Consider the following 21,017-nt stretch of genomic DNA (forward strand, 5'->3'; position numbering starts at 1 on the left):
GGGAGGGGGTTCCGGATTCGAAATCCCGCTTTTATTCCGATTCGTTAGCCACGACAAGGCAGCCCTAAACCGTTCAATGTTGGACGCGGCAACCTCTTGCTCCTATACTGCGAACGCTGAACCGCCTGTCCAATTGACGGCCATTTCGAAACGCCGCCGGCTACGAAAAATCCCACATGAAAATTCCGTTCCTGACCTTGTTTGGCCGATTTTGCGCGGCCCTGTTTATTGCCGGCTTGACCGGATGCGCCTATGTCACCGAAGGCAGCAAACTGCGGCCGATCACGCCACAGGCTAACGCGATGAGGCCGATGATAGAACATACGGTCGGCGACTTCGCGTTTACGATGGATGGCGGTGGTCTGGTGACTGACCATCTGGCTGGCGTGTTGATCAACCAGAACGTGCTGAATGCCTGGGTGGACAAAGCGTATATCCGCGATCACGAAGCGGTGGCGCCGGGCGAGTTTACCGAACGGACCGATTATCGTCTGACCTTGTCCGGCAGCCAGCATGGCGAGTCTAGTATCGCTATGCAAATTATCAGCGGACTGACGTTGTTTATAATCCCTTATACGGTTACCCAACATTACGATATTCGCTTTACGTTGGTCGATGCGAAATCCGGGATGTCTTACGCCGCTAAGGTCGAAGAAGCGAATAAAGCCTATATGGAATTGTTTTTGTGGCTGGCATTGCCGTTTGCCGCACACAACGAGCAGACCCTATTCGAGCGGATAGCCGACCATCTTTACGATCAGCTTTACCGGCAAGGCGCGTTTCAAACGACCAGAGCCCCGGTCGGCTTACCGTGAGGGGATTCGATTCCTGGACACTGTTAGGTCAATGCGAGCGCTATCCCATCGCCCAAGCCTCGTCGGATTTGAATCCACGTTGGCGCGAAAGTCCACGCTCGGACTGGATTTATCGTTTAGCCATCCATTAATACTAAAGCCACTATGCATATTTGGGTTGACGCGGACGCCTGTCCGAAGCCGGTCAAGGATATCTTATTTAGAGCAGCCGAGCGTTGCCGATTAGGGACGACCTTGGTGGCCAACCAACCGATACCGGTTCCACCGTCGCGCTACATCAAAATGCTGCGCGTCAGCAGCGGCTTCGACGTGGCGGATAACGAAATCGTCAAACGGCTGAAACCTGGCGATCTGGTGATAACCGCCGATATTCCATTGGCTGCCGAAGTCGTCGCCAAGGGCGGTCACGCCATCGATCCGCGCGGCGAGCGCTATTCCAACGAAAACATCGGCGAAAGACTGCAAATCCGCTCGATGATGGACAGTCTGCGCGCCAGTGGTATCGACACCGGCGGTCCAGCGCCCTTGCATCCGCGAGATATTCAAGCATTCGCCAATCAATTGGACCGTTTTTTGGCGACCTTAAGCCGCGCCTGAAGGCGGTAATCATCCGCCACGCCGTTCGGCGAGGTGTTGTCGCGATCACCAGCAAGCCCCTTAGTGTTTCCGTGTCTAAGCGCTCCAACGTACCGACGTCGCGTATCGGACGCGCTAGTCTGTCGTTGGCTTTATGCCAAATCGTGTTGATCGCTGCCGGTATTCGGGCTGAATTGCCGTCGAATTGCCGGGAAGACATTAACATTTCGATGTTCCTGATTTAGCTTCAACACCAAGGACAGAAAATGGAAAAAAAGACTTCGTTGACCATTGTAAAAGCGGGATTCTGCTTATCGCTGCTTTCGCCGTTGCCGGCGTCAGCGACAAACGTCTACATCGACGTATCGAGCGGAACGCCGGTCGTATCCAGCAACGATATTTGGTTTGCGCCGCTAGGTGGCGGCACGTCGGTGACGCAAATCATACCGGGCGGCTGGGCAATATCGTTTAGCATGGGAGGGGTATGGAACGGCTTTGGTGGTCCAAACAGGGGATTGGAACTGACGGATCTTTATACCGGGAAGTTAGTCGACAGTTTTGGCGTCGATTCGGTATCTTGGTCGGGTTTCCTGGATTACACCACGGTTTATTCTCAGTTATACATCCAGGACAGTGCCGGCGACGTCACAGGACGGACCCCCAGGATCAACAACGCTCCGGTTTCCTCCGCAGTTGAAATTCCCGGGGAATTTCAACTGGCGATGTCGAACATGCACACCGCCTACACCACGTTTGATGTTTATCTGAAAGGTTTCACCGTCAACGCATCGCCGATACCGCTACCGGCGGCTGCATGGTTGTTCGGTTCGGCGGTTTTCGGATTCGTTGGTTTGTCGCGCGGTCGCGTGAAACGTTCCGCCGGGTAATCGGCGAATAACCGCATTTTGAAAAGTCGCTCGGTAGCCTCGCGACGAACGCACCATCGTTGATGTTCATTCGCGGTTTTACGGTAAGTTTGCCGGCATATCGGCGCGACCTTGGCGTCGCCGTCGAGAGATTGTCCAAGCCGAGCCGATTGGCGAACGGTATAGGTTAACGGCGTTAGGCCGTGCCCGGAATGGTTGTTACGATCCCGTTCCATGCGTTGAAGCGGGATCGAGCACCGTGCGGTACTTATTTCTTGGTCATGAAAAAGTAGATGGACTGACATTTCAAGACCATTTTCGCGCCGTCTTTCTCGACGGCGGTGCAGGTTTCCATTTTAGAGCGGCCCGGTGCGGCTTGCTTGTTGAGTTTGCCGTTTTCCACCGAATAATTCAGTATCGCCTTCAACTGGTCGATTCGGGCATGAGAGTCGGAGTCCTGGGTAATGCCTTCAAGGGTGCCGTCGTTTTTGAACGTCCAGGTGGTGTTCAGGCCGCGGGCGCCGCTGCCGTCGGCGTTCAAGGATTCCTTATCGATCTGCCAGGTGCCGAGCAACTCGGCTTGGGTCAATGGCTGTTCCGCCGCGCCGGCACCGAAAGAAAGAGTCAACAGCGCCAGCGCCGCCAGTTTGCGATAGGACATGATAAATTCCTTGAATTACTTGTGGGAAAGGCTGCGATTGTAGCACGCTGGGTGCCGCTCGCTCAGTTGGAATGCCGCCGAAGCGTCGGTGGCGGGTCGCAATCGGCGAACAGCGCGCCGAGCGTCTCGGCCAGCGCATCCGCCGGACCGGCACCAATGAAAATCAAGCGGCCGCGCCTATCGTCGTTGGCGCGGGCCGGCAGCGGCGTTGCCGGGTAAAGCCGACCGGAAGCGGCCTGGATCGCGACCGGCCCGCCGAGATCGGGCGGATACACGATGCCCTTGATTCGGGGCAGCGTCGAACCTAGTTGGACGATAAGTCGCTGTAATGAGCTTTGCAATCGCGGCCAGTCGGGCGTTTGTTCGAAGTACAACGATACGCTTTGGAAGGCATGTCCGATCGGATCGGCATTTGCGGGCAGGCGCCGAAACAGCGGCAACGGCGCATTCAGCAAGTCGCCGGTATCAAGTCGTGCCAAGGTCCCGGTCCGGATTGGCGTGGCTGGTGCCAGGGTTTGCAGGTGCGCTTCGAGAGCGCTGATCTGCGCCGGCTCGGCCAGATCGGCATGGGTCAGCAGCAAGGTGTCGGCCCAGACCGCCTGGGCTTTGGCTTCGGCATAGCGTTGTAAATGCTCGACGGCCGATGGAATCGCCAAGGTCGCGATCACCTGCCGGAGCCGGTAGCGTTTGCTCAGCCACGGTTCGCGCAGCAAGGTGTCCAGAATCGGCTCAGGGCTTGCGATGCCGCTGGTTTCAATGATGACTCGCTCGAAAGGTTTGACCGTCGAACCGTCCCAGGCCATGCGCAAATTTTTCAAAGTTGGCGCCAACGCACCCTTGATCTGGCAGCACAAACAGCCGCCGGACAGTACCGTCATTGGGATGTTCTGGTTTTCCAACAAATCCTGATCGACCGGCGAGCCGCCGAATTCGTTGATGATCACCGCCGTTTTCACGCCGTCCGCCAGCAACCGGTTCAGCAGCGTGGTTTTGCCGCTACCGAGAAAGCCGGTGAGGATCAGGACGGGGATGGGTTGGGGCATATTGGCTGGCATGATCGCGGAAGACGAAAGTCAAAGAGGAATCGGTGGAGTACAAACCTAGGTTTGTACTCCGGCTAACGCTAAGAGCTACCCCACGGTAACTAGATAGCAACCGCCCTCAAACCGCATCCAACGCTTGCTCCAAATCTTCGACCAGATCGTCGATGTGCTCGATACCGATCGACAACCGCAGCATTTCCTCGCTGACCCCGGCCTTGGCCAGTTCTTCCGGATTCAACTGGCGATGGGTGGTCGACGCCGGGTGAGTGGCCAGCGATTTGGCGTCGCCGATGTTCACCAGCCGGGTGAACAATTTGAAGGCGTCCAGTACCCGCGCGCCTGCCTCGCGGCCGCCTTGTTTCAAACCGAAACTTAAAATGCCCGAGGCCCTGCCGCCCATGTATTTTTGCACCAAGGCGTGGTCGGGATGTTCCGGCAGGCCGGCGTAATTGACCCAAGCCACTTTCGGATGGTCTTGCAGCAGTTTGGCGATTTCCCAGGCATTCTCGCAGATGCGGTCCATCCGCAACGGCAGCGTTTCGATGCCTTGCAATACCAGGAACGCATTCATCGGCGCGATCGACGCGCCCATGTTGCGCAAGGGCACGACCCTGGCTCGGCCGATATAAGCCGCGGCGCCTAGCGCTTCGGTGTAGACCACGCCGTGATAGCTAACATCCGGCTCGTTCAGACGCTTGAAGCGGGTCTTGTGTTCGGCCCACGGAAATTGGCCGGAATCGACGATGATGCCGGCCACCGAGTTGCCATGGCCGCCCATGTATTTGGTCAAGGAGTGCACGACGATGTCGGCGCCGTGCTCGATAGGTCGGCACAAATACGGCGACGGCACGGTGTTGTCGACGATCAGCGGAATGCCGTGGGCGTGGGCGACCTCGGCCAAGGCCGCGAAATCGGTAACGTTGCCCAGCGGGTTGCCGATGGATTCGCAAAAAATAGCCTTGGTGCGGCTATCGATCAACGGCGCGAAACTACCCGGCTGACGCGGATCGGCAAAGCGCACTTCAATGCCCAGTTGCGGAAAAGTATGGGCAAACAAATTGTAGGTACCGCCGTACAAGGTCGAGGCCGAGACGATGTTATCGCCGGCTTCGGCGATGGTTTGGATGGCATAAGTGGTGGCCGCCTGGCCGGAAGCCAGCGCCAGCGCCGCCAAGCCGCCCTCCATCGCCGCCACCCGCTGTTCCAACACGTCCTGGGTCGGATTCATGATGCGGGTGTAGATATTACCTTGCACTTTCAGGTCGAACAAATCCGCGCCGTGCTGGGCGCTATCGAAGGCATAGGCGACGGTTTGGTAAATTGGCACGGCGACCGCCTTGGTGGTGGGGTCCGGCGCGTAACCGGCATGGACGGCCTGGGTCTCGATTCTCATACACACTCCTGTTGTTTATTATGGTTTGCTAATCCTCGTCGAGGAAGGCGGGATTATACAAGCCGCCGCCCCCCACGCCAGCCCGGTTCTCGCGATTTGCGGACGATAGGAAAGGCATGGCGGTAGCTCGGACAACCCGAACGACCGTTCGGGGAGCGGGATAGGCTAGACGGGACGCGGGCGGGCGCTCGATAAAAATCGGGACTTTCTCACCTGCCGGGTTAGCGGTTTATCCTAGAAAAATCAGTTGAGCATTCCAAACCCCGTTCGCCCCGAGCCCAGTCGATGGGTGGGCAGGATTGGAAATGCTCGCCAAATGCGGGAGGTTTAACTTCCGCACAGTCTTTGGAAAGCCCGACGAGAACGGATTTACGCGTTCGAACTGATTTTTTAGGTTTATTTGCGTTTGGCCTTCTTGGCCGGCGCGGGCGCGGGAGGTTCGGAGACGGGCGGCTTGGTTTCCGCATTAGCCGAACAATCCTTGGGTTTAGGCTCGACGTAGGGAATTTTGACCGACAGATCCTTGCCGTCCACCGGATAATCGCTTTCCAAGTACTTACCGCAACTGACGTGCTTGGGCGAATAATTGTCCACGTAGATTTGTTGAGTGTTGTTGGCCGGATAGAATTCGCCGCTCGGGCAGCGCGCCGACTGGGTGGGGCCGATAGCGATCAGGGTGCCTTTCTTCAGGGTACATTTGGCGACCCATTTGAGTTCATTCCAAGCGGGGCAGATCGCATTCTTGGCGCGGTAGTCCTGGTCCGTGCCGGACGGGCGTTCCGCAGTCCACCAAGGGCCGAGCCGGTTACTGCCGCCGTAGGCGTTCAAGCCGCCGTCCGGGCCATTCCACATCCGGTAAACTTCGACGTCGTCGGTAATGCGGAGCAGATAAGCCGACGAGATTCCGCCTTTTTCCGGTTCGGCGACCGCGCTGGCGAGAACGTCGTTGTCGCAACTTTCGACGCAGTCCTCGACCAATTCGACCTTGCCGGCCATCGCCGCCGGCAGAAAAATCGGCTTTTGCTGACATTCGCAGCCGGCCGCTAATAACACTAACGCCAACAAGCCGATTTTCGCGCCGGCGCCGATGCCGGCCGCGGTGCCGCCGAGTACGGGATTGGCGGCACGAGGATTTTTCATGAGTCGAGGAGATTGTTCGGTCATCGCAAGTTGTCCTGGATTTGGCTGAAGTTAACGGGGAAGAAAGCGCTTATTTATCCGCGTCGGCAGCGGGCGGTTTGCGGCCGGAGCCGCGAATCGCAAACAGTTTGGAGATCGCGTCGAACCAAAACGGCGCGCCCAAGGTCCCGGTCATCGCTGTGATTAGCCAGCCTAGCCAGGGAGCTTTTTGGTCGTCCAAGCGTTGGATCGCGCAAGGTGTGCCCTGGCTGTCGTATTTGACGTTCCAACCGATCGGTAACGACAGTTGCCGAAAATGATCGAGGTCGCGGCGCAAGGCTTCGATACTTTGCCGCAGTTTGACTTGCGCTTCGCTGTCGGCGCCGTCCGGATTCAGCGGCCCGGCCGCATTGTCCGCCCGCTGGGCGGTTTCGACCAACGCCGAGACCATGGCCGGATTCGAGCGTAGATAATGGGCGATGTGCAGAGTATCGACATTCAGGGCGGCGGCCAATAAAAAGCCGACCGCGAACATCACCGCCTGACTGCGGCGTTTGTACCAACCGCCGACTCTGTCCATCACCAGCGAAAAATGTTGCTCGACCTTGGTCTTGAAAGCCACGAGATCGCCGCCGGCGGTTTCCAGCATCGGCCCGAACAAGGTTTGCAGATGCGGACTCAGTTCGGCCAGGCTGGCGGCAATCCGTTCCGGGGTGCGCTCGCCCTTGGCCAAAAATTGCACGAAGACCTCGGCGAAGCAGGCCGGCTCGATGTAGGACGGTTTGGAGCCGGGCTGCGACAAGGTATCGATCAAGGGATGGGCGAACAGCTTTTGGGTCAATGCCGGCAAGCCGGGCACCGCCGCCAAATCGGCGGTATCGTTCAGCACCTCGTGGATTTTGCGATCCACTTGTCCCAGCCAGCGCCGCCAGCGGGCGCTGCCTTCCAGTTCGCCCATCAACAACGCGACGCCCTCGAACAACACCTTGCCGCGCATTTCCAGCAATTGGGCGACCACTTCGTTGACGCTGCTCACCAAGCCGGCGAACATCGCGAATACCAAACATAAGCCGATTAAAATGTCGATCATGCGCTTTACGTCCCCCTAATTGAAAGGGTGTCGGAATGCCCCTCTCCTCGCGAAAGAGAGGTCGGGGCGCGGGGAAATGCAAGGTAACGCATTGTTTTTACCCCCTCCCCCTGCCCTGTCCCGCGAGGATAGGGTTCTGTTTTGACTTTTACGACAGCCTGTTGACGCTTCAATGACGAATTTAGCCGCCGAACACGATCGGCTGACCTTCGGTCCTCGCGGCATCGCGAGTATAAGCCACGCCGTCCACCTTTAGACCGCGCTGGTCCAGCAACGTGATGGTACCGCCTTTGTTGGACAATTGCGCGCCCTTGCCGCTCAGCATCACTGTCAAGGCGCGGCCGGGGTCGATTTTGCCGGCAATCGCTTCGGCCTTGTCTTGCTGATCCAGAATTTTCCAGCCGGCCAGATCCAGCGTATGCCCGGACGCGTTCAACAACGTCACGAATTCCAGGCCGGGATCGGCGCCGGGCGGATTGACCATCGCCGCGACGATACGGGCCAAATGATAGGGCGAATCCGGCGCGACCACCGGCCAGGGATCGACGCCGCCGGTATCGGGAATCGGTACTTCGGGCACGGCAGGCGCGTCGCCGATCGGATCGGCGGTCTGGTCGTCGGTATGCCAAACCTGGTTTTGAAATTTGATGAACAGCCCGACCGCGCCGCCGGAGCCTGAGAAATCAAAGATCAGACCGCCGTCGTGGAAAGTGCCGTTGCTCTCGCCGGCGCCGCCCTGATTCATGTGGATCAAATGCACGCCGTTGCCGGGTTCGAAATGGAAATACTGGTCCGGTTTGCCGGACTCGGGACCCCATTTTTCGCCGAAGGCGTAAACCACCGCGCCCGGATCGGCGATTGCCCGCTGCGCCAAGTCTTCGACGAATTCGAACAAATCGTTGTTGGGGCCTGGCGCCAGATGCGGGATGGGCTTCATGTCTTGGCCGCGAAACAGATTGCCGCGGATGTAATCGATCGCCGCGCCGTCGGCGACGCCATCCGCCAGATTGCTCCAACCGTTCGGCAGTTCGCGGGCCCGGTCCAGCACCGGATGCTTCAGATCGTGCACGATCAGGTATTCGACCAAGCGCTGCGCGACCGGACCTCGGCTGGAACGCACATTGATCGCGATGCGGTATTTGACGCCGCCGACGCTGACCAGCAGTTCCGAGTGCGGATCATCGTCGCTATCGCGTTGGTAGTCGATGGCCTTGGCTTTTAATACGCCGTAATTCTTCATTGTCATCTCTCCTGGAGCATGCCGGCTATGTTTGGGGGCTCGCGTGGGTTCTATTCGCCGTCCAACGGCCCAAGGGTTGCGCCGGTATTCTCGGCCAAGTTCCGCCATGGGGCAACGGGGATTTCGTACTAGTACAAATGTACTGGGCTCGCCGAGATTCGCGGCGAAGCGGGCATATGATCGCGCCGAGCGCCCCAGCTGGACAAACCAAACGCGGAACATTTTTCCCGCCCGACCCGGCTCCTCGGCACACTGCCGGACATCCGTGCCGACCGGCATCGTTGGGCTTGGCTCGGAGGCAATGTCGGGCGGCCTGAGGCGAGCGCTTCCAACCCGGCAACCCGCTCGAAAGCGAGTACCACGAAAACGATATTTCGTAAGCCAGACGAAATATCGTCTCCAAACTCCCCGGCATTTGCCGCGCTTGGGCTTGAGCGCCAGGCGTCGATTCGTGCAAATTTGATTGATATCAATCCTTTGTGAGGTTCTAAGCGGTTGACTTCCCAATTGGCACGCTATTTGACTGAAGTATGCCGTCAGCCGCCGAGCGGCTTCCTGTAACTTTGGCTTAATCAGGATTTTATCTATGAATATCGACTCCGTAGGGACCAGTGCCGCCCCCATGTCCAGCCGTCAATCGGCCGCGATTTTGCGGTCGAATCTGTTTGCCGAGCGCCGGACTCGGCCGGAAGCAACACAGGTGTTCGCCCCCGACATCCCGATCGCTTGGAACGACCGCGCCGGTACCGAGTCGGTGGCCAATGCGGAGCAGGCTGGCGGCGAACGAAATTGCGCATTGCATGGCGATTGTTTGCATTTGCATCAAGTCAACGCCGAAGTCGCCGAACTGAAACGGGCGCTAGCCATCAGCCAGCAGGAATTGGCCGCCGCGCGGCTGACCATTGCCGAATTGACCAAAACCGAAGCGAATTTAAGCCGGCAATTGCAGCAAATCGCCGAAAGTTGCGAGCAAGCCTTGCATCTAGCCCACCATGACGAATTGACCGGTTTGGCTAATCGCAGCCTGCTGCTGGACCGCTTGCAACAAGCCTTGGCGCAGGCCGATCGCCAGCAAAAACCGGTCGCCGTCTTGTTCATCGATCTGGACGATTTCAAGACCATCAACGATAGCTTTGGTCACGATGCCGGCGACCGTTTGTTGCGCGAAGTCGGCCGGCGTTTGTCGGCCGATATTCGTTGCGGCGACACCGCCTGCCGCTACGGTGGCGACGAGTTTTTGTTGCTGTTGACCGACATCGACGGCGAGGCCGGCGTCAATGCGGTGATCGAGAAAATTCACGCTTGCCTGGCGGCCCCGTATCAATTGGCCGGTCGGGAAATCTCGGTCAGCGCCAGCATAGGCGCGGCGCTGTATCGCAGGGACGGCCTGAACGGCACCGAATTGTTGAAACAAGCGGACCGGGCGATGTACCGGGCCAAACGGCGGCGGGGTTTAGGCGATTCAGTGTGTTAGTCGGAATGACTTTCCCGTTTCGGCAAGCCGGCGAAACGGGAATGCGTCGCTAGCCGGGGCGGCAATGTACTCCGGCCCCGGCTTTACTTGAACACCTTAGCGCGCAGCTATCCAGCCGCCAACCGTCGCCGGCCGGTCAACCAGCCCAGCAGCATCGTGCCGAACAACCAAGCCGAAGCCGGCACGGGGACTGGGTTAATCGGCCCGGAGTCTTCGGGACGGCTGATCATCGTCCGGGCTGACGCGGTGGCCCCGAAAGATCCGCTCACCAAATGCTCGCCGTCGCCGGAAATCACGAAGACAAAGCTGCCGTTTCGCGTTTGCGGTACCGCATCGTAGCTGTTGGTGGACACCAGAACCGACTTGTTGGCGCCCGCGCCGTCGCTGCCGTAATAGTTGGCATAAATACTGGTCGTCGCGTTCGCCCAATTGTAAATATCGCCTTCGCCGCCGCCGCTGACCGAGTGTTGCCAGTCCAGCGTCAGTATGGCCAGACCGTTACCGCTCAATTCGAAGTCGCCGTTGTTGCCGGCAGTCGCAAAGCCATTGGTATAGTAATCGGTCGCGCTTTGCGAATGGCTGTCCAGCGAGTCGGCATTGCGAGTCGCGCGGCTTTGCGAAAGCGTGGTGGCCGTGTCGGTAGTCAATGCGCTGCCGAAATCCGCCGCCGTAACACTTTGGTTCGGATAATCGTTGCTGGGTGGATTGGTCCACACGAAGGCCCAGGAGTTGGCGACGCCGCTTTGGGCGGTCCAGCGAAACGCCGGCGCGTTAGTGCCGTTCGATAAGTCGATAAGTTGGATGTTGAAACTGCTCCAGTCTATCGTCGAACTGGCGACGACCGATGCATTGGCGCTAGGCAGGCTCCCGACCGCGCACAATGCGTATAGCGCCGCGACGGCGGGGATAGATAAACATTTCATAATGATATTCCTTGAATAACGAATGGGGTTGAGCAACGGGCCAACGGCCGATCCGCGATGGGATGGTCAGCGCCGACCGGCGACGATAAAAGAGTCGGTTGGGCAAGGCCGCCGGATCGCACGTCGATGCGTTGGTGATCCGGCCTTCGGGGCACGCGCACTAACATGAAGCCGATAGCGATTTGCGCTTCAGGCCGCCCCATGCGGCAACGACCGTGCCGCCGAACAGCCAGAACGCCGAAGGAATCGGCACCGTACTGACCGTGCTGGTATTGACATCGGCCATGACGCCAAAATTGCCGATGACCACATTGACGCCATCGCCGGTGACGGCAAAGCGAAACCTGCCGCTTTGGCTATCAGAACCCTGAGAGAGACTGATGGATGCGCTCTTGCTACCGCCGCCGTTGGCGCCGTTTTGGTCGGTATAATTGCCGGACAGATTGACGCTGGCATAGCCGTATGCCGACAAATGGTCGGTGAGTTCGGCGCCGCTGACCGCCAATGTCCAATCCAGCGTGATCAGCGCAACGCCTTTGCCGCGCATCTCGAAGCTACCTTGGTTGTTGGCCTGGGTCGCCGCGAAATTGTTGCCGAGCGCATCGCTTTGGGCCTGGGCTTGCACGATCTCGTCGCCGCGTTCGGCGTGGCTGCCGGAGTGTGTGCTGTTACTCGCGGAGCTTAGCTGAGTCGTGAAATCCTCGACTCTTTGGTTGTCGGAGTTGCCCTCCACCAGATCCGTGTAAGCACTGCTATTCACACTGCCAAACGGCGAAATCCAACTAAATTGCGGCGTATCGAATCCGCCGGACAAGTCGATAATTTCCACGTCTAACGGGTTCCAATGAACGGTGGCGGTGGCGACGACCGTCGCGCCGGCGGTTTGCGGGCCTACGCTTAGTGCAAGCAAGCCGAGAGTCAGTAAGGGCTTGAAACTAAAAAATGTCATACGATGGTTCCTGAGGGTAATGTTGGGGGTATGCGGCGCTTGTTCCGCGCGATTTAACGCGCATTCGGACTTAAGCGTTGCCGGCGCGAAATGCCCATTAGACCCAGCATGGCCGAGGAAAACAGCCACGCGGCGGCCGGCACGGGTACCGGGCTGGTCGGCGTCGTCAGTGACGGGTTGAGCGAGAAATGGCCGATGACGCGGGTGTCGCCGTCTAAATTAAAAAATATTCGCGAGTACAGGGAGTCGCCGAATTTTAAATCGGCGTCGATACTCAACAAGCCGTTATCCGGATTTACGCCGATAACCGGATCAATCAGTTCGAAGAATGCTCCGCTTGCTGGACCGGCATCGTTGCCGATATACCAACTCTCGGTTTCGCCGCGATGCTCCAACGTCAAGCCCCGCATCCACAGCACGCCGGAAGGCGAGTTGAAATCGCTATGCAGGCGTAGCGAGCCGCCGAGCGCAATCTTGCCGACCCCGGTGGTCGGGTCGAAATCGGTCGGGTGATAGCCTTCCGCCCAGCCGGGGTCCAGGCCCTCGTCCAGCGAATCGACCGCCATGGCCCAACCGCCGGCCGGTTGCGCCGCCGGAACTTGCTGCGCGGGATCCAGCACCCGCCATTCGGCAAGAGCCGCCGCAGTCGCGGTACCGTTGGCAATCGCGGCATTGGTGGCCAACCACCAGGGTTGCAATTTGGCGGGCACGCTGTTGTCGACAAACAACTGCGGATAAGCCCACCGCCGCCCGGCTATGTCGGCGGTGGGTATCCGCTGACCGCCGTAGAGCTCCTGATAGTTCATGTTTTTATAGCTTTCCAGCGGTTTCAGCGTCGCCCAGGTTGCTTGATCGTAACTGAGATAGGCTGTGCCGCCGATGGAGCCCTCCAGCGCCACGGCGTTGGCCGACACGGCGATTGCCGCCAAGCCGCAGAGAGAAAGTTGCCGGACCCTGCTCGACGGTCCGATACGTGAAGTATGCATTGTCATCATGTTTGCTCGAGTAAAGACGTTTTTAGGAAAAGTCGTGAATCGCTAACGGGTATTGCCATCAGCGTATTAACCCGGCCCTATTGATCACGGGTATTCCGTTCGGGCTGAGCGCGTCTCAGCCCCCGCTGGCGTGGCCTGAGACAGGCTCGCGGCGAACGGTATTTAAGAACCGGGTTAATAATTCAATAGGCATTAACCATGCCGTTAGAAATAGATTCTGAAATTTTTAGTTCGCCATTTGTTAGCAACTGATTTGATTAGGCAATTTTTCTATTTAGACCGATGGGTCTCGACGAGTATCTAGGCGTGATTGCTGTCTAGCGGAGACAAAGTGCGGCATTTCACGTTTGATGCGGGATATGCCGTATTTTGGGCGATTCCCGAAGGTGCGCAGGTATTCGCCGGAGACAATGACGATCATCGGAGAGACTTGCGGGGCGGTTGCGGCGCTTGAACGCCCCTAGCATTTAAGGTTTAGCGCCAGGTTTTACCGATTAGTGCTTTAGCGAAGTAGAGCGCGATAACTCGAACAATCAGCGCAATCCCCCTGCCCGTGATGCAGGCGCTCGCATAGGCTAGGCGCGGCATTCAACCGGCGCACAGGGCTTTGCAGGAAAATCGAAAGATCAACAGAACGATCCAAATCAGCGCTAGGCTTGGCGGGAGAATGTTCAACGGCAACGCGCCGGCCCAATGGGTCCAGTGCAAATCGGCTTGGCGGTTGGGCCGGCTCGCGCCTATCAGCGGAATGGAGCTGCCCGCGACCGCATTGATTCGCCCGGTCAATTTGGCCCGTTCTTCCGCCAACGAACGGACGACCGATTCGGCCGCTTTCGCCGAGAAGAACACGATAACGCTCGACACCAGTCCGAACAGCGGCATCGCCCAGAGCAGGAACTTGAAATCTCTTCGCACGTGTGCGCTTTGGGCCGTGACCAGCACCGCGTGCGTCGCCAAGCAAAAAGTCTGGGACATATAAAACCACGACAGCCGATTGGATATCCATTGATGCTCCGCGGCGATAATCTGCTCGACATATTGAGCGACCGCGCATAGATCGGCTATTTCGGTTCGATCGGCGTTGTTGGGCTGATTTGGAGTCATGGCGCTAGTCCGAGTTTGGTTGCTTAATACCGAATCGTTGGCGTTCCGATCGGATCCGCGCCCAATATAAGCTACTCCGCCACCCAGCCGCATCGCAAAATCCAACCAATCACAGCGGCCAATCGCGCGCCGGAGTACAAACCTAGGTTTGTACTCCAATCAGCAGCACTCGGCCGAGTCTTAGGCTAGAAAGAAAACCGACCAAGCGGTTTAGCCGGAGTGCAAACCTAGGTTTGTACTCCAATCAGCAGCATTCGGCTGAGTCTTAGGCTAGAAGGAGAATCCAAGCGAGCGCTGAGGTTTAAATTTGGCGGAGACCGCGAATCAGACCGCGATCTGTGACTGTTTGCGCCGCAAGCCCAACCAGCCCATCAGCGCCGACAACATCAGCCATGCCGACAGCGGTAGCGGGACGATGGCGGCTTGGCGGTAATCGAAACTACTGGAAGCACTTAAGCTAAAGTCGGAAATGGCATTTCCGTGATCGTCGAACAAGCTGTCGATGCCACCCCACAACAAGGTGTGCGATAGATCGGCCACGGCATTGACGCCGCCGCTGCCGGCGGTTTTGAAGTACTGAACATCAGACAGCGCATGGCTGGACACCGATAGACTGTAACCGATGGTTTGGGCGATGCCGAACCGAAAATTTATCGTGACGGGTATTGTGATTGAGGCGGTGCCGCGATGGTAATCGACATTGGGAATCGGACTGAACCCATAAGAGGTATTGGCGCATGCCAATTGTCCGCCGCCGCACGCGTCGTCCCAAGTTTGAGTGGGCCAATTCAATCCGCTGCCGGCCAATGAAACCGACGACCGGCCTTCATTGGATGCCAACAGCAGGCCGCCATCCGGGCTCTTAAGCATCACGCCGGGGTCGGTGTGGACCAGCGCATTGCCCGAGACGACGATACTCGCCGTAAAACTGCCAAGACGGCCGTTCATGCCTGGCGCGTTGATTGTCAACAAGTCGTACCAATTGGCGCTGGCATGGGTATCGGCGCTGCCGCCGCCGGCTCCACTAAGATTGCCTTGAGCATCTTGGTGTTTGGTACTGTACATGCTATCGCTAGCGGCATAAACCCCAAGGTGGCCGGCCGAGGCATGAGCGGAGGCGGTCGAGCGCGCGTAACCCGATTCGCCGTCGGCCGACAAGGTATAACTGGCAACCGCCGAGGACGGCGTGTAGCCAGAGTGATTGTCGATGACATTCTTCGTCGCGTTGGTTCCTGGATTGGGAACGCTGTACTTGTTGGTTTGGGCAATAGTCGTACTGACCGAGGCGTTGGTGGACGCGCTTGCGATCGGGCTGGCCAGCACGACGCTGAATATAGTTAAATAATTTTTGATATTCGGCATAGTCGTTACTCGTCGGATTGGATTTTAAATCGATTGTCTTTTAAAACGGTTGTTCTATTCGGCCTAGATTATTGTTTCTGGGTTTCCAATTCTGGTTTTGGTTCGGGTTCGCGTCGCACGAAAAATAGCCCAAGGAATTATTGGCTACTTGGGTCAAGCAAGAAAAGTTATTGACGTTTCTAATGACAAAAGCATTGTCGTTTGGCACCGGCATGGCTTCCCAAAGCTGGTTGCGGTCGGTCGAATCGCAGATAGCCAAGTCAATTTGATTCGAGTCGCCCACGCGTAGGCATAAGCAGGCGTTATCGACGCTGGCGATCATGCCGATCTGTTGAATGCTGTATACGGTCATAAAATCCCAACGGCTAGCGGGCGAACCTGAGTCGGCGGTCATTTCCAAGCCATCGTTGGCGGTTTTTCCCATCACCGCACCGCTCGCTTCGTTGATTAACGTGTAATTTTTTTGTCCGGCGGGCCAGGTTTCCGGGGCGACGCAGATATTCGCTGTGTCGACGAAATGCGTCGGGTTGGGAGAGCAATACCAGCAGGGAACATCCGCTTCGGCGGTTATGGTGTGTTTGCCGGCCGGCAATTGCATACTACCCGTGCGTTCGCTGTCCGAAATATAAGGCACTTGATGGGTAATATCGATCTCTCGAACCGTGCCGACGTCCAGTTTTACCGAACTTCGGTCGATACTGGGTGTTGCTTTAATATCGATACGGGCGGCGGCGGGCAGTTTGATAGTCGATAGATCCTTGGGAGCATATATTCCAAAACTGGCACAGCCGTTCGCTAATATCGAGGCAACCAAAAATAGCAGAACGTATTTTATATTCGGCATATCCGCAATCTCCGTTGATTTGGGACTTTCATTCACGGCCGAGAAACCCAATGGAAAACCCATTCAATACAAACGATACTGGAATTGAATTCTATATCAGGCTAAATCGGGTTTTTGAGGTAATTTTTCACAGCCATGATATTCGTGTCGATTCGCCAATCTGCACGGAATTGCCGAACTGAATCTCTCTTGGACTTACCCACTCTTTCCGAATCATTGGTTTGCGGCCATCGGTTGTGGCCGCCATTGCGTTTAGCGCATGCCTCATGCCGCCATTAAGCTCGTTTCCGGACACGGAATTGAGGTTTACCGCCGAATTTAAAACGCCAATCATCGCGCCATAAACACTCACAACGACTTCGGGAACCTTCCTGGCGAGTTCGGGGACATTTTTTTCGGCGCCGGGGTGTCCCCAAAAACGGCCGGGAACCTCGCCAAGACTTCTGGGAAAGCCCCCAAGATGGCTGAAAACACGGATGAGAGCGCTGGGAACGTTGCTAAAAGTTCTGGGAGCGTTCCCTGAGTCATGGTGAACGTTTCCGACGGCGTAATTCGCATTTATTTCGCCACCGGGAACCGCAAAAAAGCCAACCCGCGCGGTTAAATTGGCGCGAAGTACACTTTAACCGCCGTAAATCGCAAGCCTGGCCGTTTTGGCGGTCTGGCCCCGGCGCGCATCGTCAACGTAACCGCTCGCCCTCTTCCCGCAATTTGCGCCGTTTCCGCTCCCTGGCTTTGTCTATGACCGGCCGCAACCGTTCGGACACCCGACACCAGGCTTGGTCCGGATTGGCGGCGTTGCCGATCCATTCCTCCGGCGCGCCCTGAATCTCGGCCAGCGGCAAGCCTTGCCAATCGGTTTCCCGTAAGCGGATCGGCATGACGAATTGCTCGCCGCGCCGGTGCGCGGCCAAGGCCGCTTCGAATTCCTGCAAGTAGCAAAAATCCGATGCCACGAAGTCGGGGCTGACCAGACATAGCACGATGTCGGCCTGGGCCAGTTGCTGCAAGATCTCCGGCCGCCATTCCTCGCCGGCGTCGATGTCGCGGTCGTGCCACAGGCTGAGCTTTTGCAGGCGCACCAGCGGCGACAAGGCGCTTTGCAGGGTTTTGACAAAGGCCAAATCTTTGTGCGAGTACGAGACGAAGGCTTTGACCGGCAGTTGCAGATCCTCATCGCGCATCGCCGCTTCCTCGACGCCGTCCAGCAGATCGGCGATCGCAACGCGGGTTTTCAATTCCTTGACGAAAATGCTCGTTTCGCCGGCTTTTTCCGCTTCGACCAATTCTTCGTAATCTTTGTACGCGCCGCAACCCGGCACCGGCACCCATTCTTCGAAAGCCAAACCGCTAAAGTCGGCGACGATTTCCTTGATGGTTTCCCGGATAAAACTTAGCAAGCGCCGCCGCTCGTCACCGCAAATATCGATCAACAGCTTTTGGTCTTCCTTGTCCCAACGCACCCTGGCCAGCGCATCGAACACCGAAGGTTTGTGCAACACCATGCCGGTGCGCCAGCGCTCTCCGCCGCGAATGAACGCATGCAGTTTCACCATCAGCCGCGGAAATACGCTGTTCGGCAAAAAGCTGGGAAAGTGCACGACAAAACGCAGCAGCGGGCCGTCGGCCTGAAATTCCGGCGCGTTGGCCGGCAACAATTGCGGCACGATGAAATCGCCGGGACCGGCCGGGAAGCACAGCTCGAATTCCTGCATCACCCGCACGATGTACAGCAATTTGGCTTTGGGATACACGAATTCGCGTTCGCCGGTATTGTGCTGTTTGTAGCGCGGATCGTTGATCACCGCGTCGAAGTCCGCTTCCCGCAGCACGCCGCCTTGGTCGGCGACCAGCGCGGAATTGACGATGCGGTAAACGCCGTTGGTCAACCACAGCGGATTGAGGATTTGCGTGTCGAAATTCTGCAGGTTGCGGAAATTGATCAATACGCCCAGATCGTGCAGAAACTGCAGCAGCACGTCCTGGCTCAACGGCCGGTTGACGCCGAGTTCTTCGCAAACCCGGCGGTAGGCGTCGGATTCGATAAAGTCGTAATCCTGCTGCATTTCGACGAAGCGTTGCTTGACCGCCAGCCAATGTTTGGGGAACGGCGTGCGGCGGGTGTCGGCGGCTTCGATCTGCCGGCGCAAGGCTTCGCGAAACTCGATAAAGCCAGGATGTTCGGCCTCGGCGCAGGACAACCGGTAAAAACCTTGGATGCGCGGGTATTTTTCCTGGAGGCTTTTGCGTTCGACTTCGAACGACGGGTTCTCGTCGATTTTGTTCAACACCACCAACACAGGCGAACGGCCACCGAAACTGTCGGCGTGCTTCAGCCATTTTTCGGCCTGGTCGTCGTTGCGGCTGTTCAGCAGCAGCACGTAGACGCTACGCTGCGACAGAAAAAACTGGTGGGTGGCGTGCATCACTTCCTGGCCGCCGAAGTCCCATAAATGCGCGGCGACTTGCTCGCCGTCGCTCATCTCGAAGTTGGCCTGGCGAATGCGAATGCCGTGGGTCTGGCTTTCATGGTCATCGAACGGCTCGTTCATCAGCCGTTTGACCAGCGAGGTCTTACCGGCCGAGGCCTCGCCGAGAAAGATCACCTTGACCTCGTTGAGCAGCGCGCCGTCGTCGCCCAATTCCTCGAAATAATCGCGCACCGCCTGCGGCGAGTCGCGGGCGATTTCAGCCGGTGGGCAGACTAGCGGACAATCTTCGATACAAATGACAGAGCTATTCTCATAAAATTCTCCAGAATTCCAAGATACATCTATTCGATTTTGAATAAGGCCAAGAAGCGGCCAAAGATCGGTAATTTCAGTAAAACCGGCATCCAGCTTTTTTAAATTATTTAAGCCGGTCAAAGGCGTCAAATCGTTGATTTGGGTGCGGTAGCAGTCAAGTTGCTGTAGCTGGGTCAAGCCTTTCAATAGCGTCAAATCGTTAATTTGAGTGGCATAGCAGCGAAGTTCCTGCAGTTGGGTCAAGCCTGCCAGCGGCGTCAAATCGCTAGCTTGGGTTGCGGAGCAATCAAGTTGCTGCAACTGGATCAGGCCCGCCAGCGGCGTCAGATCACTGATTTGGGCCTCGGAGCAGTCAATTTGCTGCAATTGGATCAGGGCCGCCAGCGGCCTCAAATCGCTAATTTGAGTCTCGGAGCAGTCAAGTTGCTGCAACTGGATCAGGCCCGCCAGCGGCGTCAAATCGCTGATTTGCGTCGAGGAGCAGCCAAGTTGCTGTAGCTGGGTCAAGCTTGCCAACGACGTCAGATCGCTGATTTGGGTCCCGGAGCAGTCAAGTTGCTGTAACTGGGTCAAGCCTGCCAACGGCGTCAGATCGCTGATTTGGGTCCCGGAGCAGTCAAGTTGCTGTAACTGGGTCAAGCCTGCCAACGGCGTCAGATCGCTGATTTGGGTCCCGGAGCAGTCAAGTTGCTGCAACTGAATCAGGCCCGCCAGCGGTATCAAATCGCTGATTTGGGTCCCGGAGCAGGCAAGTTGCTGCAACTGGATCAGGCCGGCCAGCGGCGTCAAATCGCCGATTTTGGTCGCGGTGCAATAAAGTTGCTGCAGCTGGATCAGGCCCGCCAGCGGCGTCAAATCGCTGATTTGGGTCCCGGAGCAGTAAAGTTGTTGTAGCTGAGTCAAATCTGCCAACGGCATCAGATCGCCGATTTGGGTCCCGGAGCAGTCAAGTTGCTGCAACTGGATCAGGCCAGCCAGCGGCGTCAAATCGCTGATTTGGGTCTTGAAGCAGTCAAGTTGCTGCAACTGGATCAGGCCCGCCAGCAGGGTAAAGTCGGCAAGTTCGTAATTAAAATTTAGATTTAACGACTGCAGCCAAGTGCATTCTTCAAGCTGGTCCGGCAAATGGACTAAATCGCAGTTACTTAAATCCAGCTCCGGATTTTGCGTCAACTTATTCTCGGCAATTCGCTTCAGGGCTTGTTCGGACATTCGGGCAGTTCCTTTGATAACGGTGCCGATAATCTAACACGGAAGGCAATGGGGTTTGTCGACTCAGACGAGGATGATCTAATCCAGACAGACCGCAATTTCCGGGAAAGCGCGCAACCGCTTCGTTCCGGAACCGCAACGCTCGCGGGGTGGGACTTTCGCCGCGACCGCCGACGTTTCGATAAGCCCGTGACTTTAAGACCGCCGCCCAGCCCCAAAACTGGCGAACCTTGGCAAAAGCGCGGCGCCGCCCGGCGGCTTGCCGAGACCATCAAACCTCGGAGTACAAACCTAGGTTTGTACTCCAATCAGCGGTGCTCCGCATATCCGACCCCGACGCCCGGCTACTGTATTCGTCAGGTCTAACCAATCCATTACCGCCGGTAAGCATGCGGAAAGTTCCGGCTGGACGGCGGCGGCCGATCGCCGGTCATTGCAACCGCTGAACGCTCAAAACTTGAAATTCCAAACCGGCTTGTTCGGTCGCCGAACGAGCCGTCGATATTGCCTAACGGCGGGTAGCGGCAAGCAAGACGGCGATGCAGATGCCCAATCAGCGGTGTCCAAACGCCGGAGTACAAACCTAGGTTTGCACTCCCGGTTG

17 protein-coding genes are annotated in these 21,017 nt (G+C 57.3%); 4 read left to right on the plus strand and 13 right to left on the minus strand.

From position 1 onward, the window contains the following. The first annotated feature begins 176 nt into the window (after nucleotides 1-176). From ACQE3D_RS16125 to ACQE3D_RS16135, 3 genes are all read left to right on the plus strand, one after another. Entirely contained in the window at nucleotides 177-815 is a 639-nt protein-coding gene (locus tag ACQE3D_RS16125) for a hypothetical protein (RefSeq protein ID WP_313729749.1), read from the plus strand. Nucleotides 816-959: 144 nt separating this feature from the next. Continuing rightward, complete coding sequence (locus ACQE3D_RS16130; protein ID WP_313729748.1) at nucleotides 960-1,412, plus strand: YaiI/YqxD family protein; 453 nt, start codon at nucleotides 960-962, stop codon at nucleotides 1,410-1,412. Between the two features lie 410 nt (nucleotides 1,413-1,822). Beyond that, the gene (locus ACQE3D_RS16135; protein WP_313729747.1) at nucleotides 1,823-2,278 is read left to right on the plus strand and encodes a hypothetical protein; all 456 of its coding nucleotides are present in this window, start codon (nucleotides 1,823-1,825) and stop codon (nucleotides 2,276-2,278) included. A gap of 247 nt (nucleotides 2,279-2,525) precedes the next feature. Here ACQE3D_RS16135 and ACQE3D_RS16140 read toward each other — a convergent pair whose 3' ends face one another. The 6 genes from ACQE3D_RS16140 to ACQE3D_RS16165 all read right to left on the minus strand — a co-directional run bounded on the left by ACQE3D_RS16140 (nucleotide 2,526) and on the right by ACQE3D_RS16165 (nucleotide 8,803). Then, nucleotides 2,526-2,918: a hypothetical protein gene (locus ACQE3D_RS16140; RefSeq protein ID WP_168031381.1), complete on the minus strand. Its 393-nt coding sequence runs from the start codon at nucleotides 2,916-2,918 to the stop codon at nucleotides 2,526-2,528. A 62-nt stretch (nucleotides 2,919-2,980) separates the two neighbouring features. Beyond that, entirely contained in the window at nucleotides 2,981-3,961 is a 981-nt protein-coding gene (locus ACQE3D_RS16145) for a CobW family GTP-binding protein (RefSeq protein WP_313729746.1), read from the minus strand. A 118-nt stretch (nucleotides 3,962-4,079) separates the two neighbouring features. After that, complete coding sequence (locus tag ACQE3D_RS16150; protein ID WP_313729745.1) at nucleotides 4,080-5,354, minus strand: O-acetylhomoserine aminocarboxypropyltransferase/cysteine synthase family protein; 1,275 nt, start codon at nucleotides 5,352-5,354, stop codon at nucleotides 4,080-4,082. A 396-nt stretch (nucleotides 5,355-5,750) separates the two neighbouring features. Beyond that, nucleotides 5,751-6,518, minus strand: a complete 768-nt coding sequence (locus ACQE3D_RS16155) for a hypothetical protein (protein WP_313729744.1) — start codon at nucleotides 6,516-6,518, stop codon at nucleotides 5,751-5,753. 46 nt (nucleotides 6,519-6,564) lie between these two features. Next, nucleotides 6,565-7,563 carry a hypothetical protein gene (locus ACQE3D_RS16160; protein ID WP_313729743.1) on the minus strand — a complete coding sequence of 333 codons (999 nt, stop codon included), beginning with the start codon at nucleotides 7,561-7,563 and terminating at the stop codon, nucleotides 6,565-6,567. Nucleotides 7,564-7,744: 181 nt separating this feature from the next. Further along, entirely contained in the window at nucleotides 7,745-8,803 is a 1,059-nt protein-coding gene (locus ACQE3D_RS16165; RefSeq protein ID WP_313729742.1) for a DUF2278 family protein, read from the minus strand. 586 nt (nucleotides 8,804-9,389) lie between these two features. Between ACQE3D_RS16165 and ACQE3D_RS16170 the strand changes: the two genes are divergently transcribed. Continuing rightward, on the plus strand, nucleotides 9,390-10,277 hold the full coding sequence (locus ACQE3D_RS16170; RefSeq protein WP_313729741.1) for a diguanylate cyclase domain-containing protein: 888 nt from the start codon (nucleotides 9,390-9,392) through the stop codon (nucleotides 10,275-10,277). Between the two features lie 107 nt (nucleotides 10,278-10,384). Here the strand turns inward: ACQE3D_RS16170 and ACQE3D_RS16175 are convergent, their stop codons facing one another. The 7 genes from ACQE3D_RS16175 to ACQE3D_RS16205 form a co-directional block, all read right to left on the minus strand. Then, on the minus strand, nucleotides 10,385-11,200 hold the full coding sequence (locus ACQE3D_RS16175; RefSeq protein ID WP_071160869.1) for a hypothetical protein: 816 nt from the start codon (nucleotides 11,198-11,200) through the stop codon (nucleotides 10,385-10,387). A gap of 160 nt (nucleotides 11,201-11,360) precedes the next feature. After that, nucleotides 11,361-12,149 (minus strand): hypothetical protein, encoded by a 789-nt coding sequence (locus tag ACQE3D_RS16180; protein WP_313729740.1) that lies wholly within the window; start codon nucleotides 12,147-12,149, stop codon nucleotides 11,361-11,363. Between the two features lie 53 nt (nucleotides 12,150-12,202). Then, nucleotides 12,203-13,144, minus strand: a complete 942-nt coding sequence (locus ACQE3D_RS16185; protein WP_313729739.1) for a hypothetical protein — start codon at nucleotides 13,142-13,144, stop codon at nucleotides 12,203-12,205. Between the two features lie 588 nt (nucleotides 13,145-13,732). Beyond that, nucleotides 13,733-14,248: a hypothetical protein gene (locus tag ACQE3D_RS16190; protein WP_313729738.1), complete on the minus strand. Its 516-nt coding sequence runs from the start codon at nucleotides 14,246-14,248 to the stop codon at nucleotides 13,733-13,735. Between the two features lie 324 nt (nucleotides 14,249-14,572). After that, nucleotides 14,573-15,610: a hypothetical protein gene (locus tag ACQE3D_RS16195; protein WP_313729737.1), complete on the minus strand. Its 1,038-nt coding sequence runs from the start codon at nucleotides 15,608-15,610 to the stop codon at nucleotides 14,573-14,575. A gap of 40 nt (nucleotides 15,611-15,650) precedes the next feature. Further along, entirely contained in the window at nucleotides 15,651-16,454 is an 804-nt protein-coding gene (locus ACQE3D_RS16200; protein WP_313729736.1) for a hypothetical protein, read from the minus strand. A 680-nt stretch (nucleotides 16,455-17,134) separates the two neighbouring features. After that, entirely contained in the window at nucleotides 17,135-20,413 is a 3,279-nt protein-coding gene (locus ACQE3D_RS16205) for a leucine-rich repeat domain-containing protein (protein WP_313729735.1), read from the minus strand. Nucleotides 20,414-21,017 lie beyond the last annotated feature (604 nt).

It is taken from the genome of Methylomonas sp. MS20 (assembly GCF_050275925.1).
GTDB classification, from domain to species: domain Bacteria; phylum Pseudomonadota; class Gammaproteobacteria; order Methylococcales; family Methylomonadaceae; genus Methylomonas; species Methylomonas koyamae_A.

What these genes read in the sequence shown, in the direction of transcription:
- ACQE3D_RS16190 (WP_313729738.1), bottom strand. Translation starts at nt 14,248, where the DNA reads ATGACTCCAAATCAGCCCAACAACGCCGATCGAACCGAAATAGCCGAT.
- ACQE3D_RS16200 (WP_313729736.1), bottom strand. Translation starts at nt 16,454, where the DNA reads ATGCCGAATATAAAATACGTTCTGCTATTTTTGGTTGCCTCGATATTA.
- ACQE3D_RS16150 (WP_313729745.1), bottom strand. Translation starts at nt 5,354, where the DNA reads ATGAGAATCGAGACCCAGGCCGTCCATGCCGGTTACGCGCCGGACCCC.
- ACQE3D_RS16170 (WP_313729741.1), top strand. Translation starts at nt 9,390, where the DNA reads ATGAATATCGACTCCGTAGGGACCAGTGCCGCCCCCATGTCCAGCCGT.
- ACQE3D_RS16125 (WP_313729749.1), top strand. Translation starts at nt 177, where the DNA reads ATGAAAATTCCGTTCCTGACCTTGTTTGGCCGATTTTGCGCGGCCCTG.
- ACQE3D_RS16140 (WP_168031381.1), bottom strand. Translation starts at nt 2,918, where the DNA reads ATGTCCTATCGCAAACTGGCGGCGCTGGCGCTGTTGACTCTTTCTTTC.
- ACQE3D_RS16130 (WP_313729748.1), top strand. Translation starts at nt 960, where the DNA reads ATGCATATTTGGGTTGACGCGGACGCCTGTCCGAAGCCGGTCAAGGAT.
- ACQE3D_RS16165 (WP_313729742.1), bottom strand. Translation starts at nt 8,803, where the DNA reads ATGAAGAATTACGGCGTATTAAAAGCCAAGGCCATCGACTACCAACGC.
- ACQE3D_RS16145 (WP_313729746.1), bottom strand. Translation starts at nt 3,961, where the DNA reads ATGCCCCAACCCATCCCCGTCCTGATCCTCACCGGCTTTCTCGGTAGC.
- ACQE3D_RS16185 (WP_313729739.1), bottom strand. Translation starts at nt 13,144, where the DNA reads ATGATGACAATGCATACTTCACGTATCGGACCGTCGAGCAGGGTCCGG.
- ACQE3D_RS16205 (WP_313729735.1), bottom strand. Translation starts at nt 20,413, where the DNA reads ATGTCCGAACAAGCCCTGAAGCGAATTGCCGAGAATAAGTTGACGCAA.
- ACQE3D_RS16160 (WP_313729743.1), bottom strand. Translation starts at nt 7,563, where the DNA reads ATGATCGACATTTTAATCGGCTTATGTTTGGTATTCGCGATGTTCGCC.
- ACQE3D_RS16195 (WP_313729737.1), bottom strand. Translation starts at nt 15,610, where the DNA reads ATGCCGAATATCAAAAATTATTTAACTATATTCAGCGTCGTGCTGGCC.
- ACQE3D_RS16155 (WP_313729744.1), bottom strand. Translation starts at nt 6,518, where the DNA reads ATGACCGAACAATCTCCTCGACTCATGAAAAATCCTCGTGCCGCCAAT.
- ACQE3D_RS16180 (WP_313729740.1), bottom strand. Translation starts at nt 12,149, where the DNA reads ATGACATTTTTTAGTTTCAAGCCCTTACTGACTCTCGGCTTGCTTGCA.
- ACQE3D_RS16175 (WP_071160869.1), bottom strand. Translation starts at nt 11,200, where the DNA reads ATGAAATGTTTATCTATCCCCGCCGTCGCGGCGCTATACGCATTGTGC.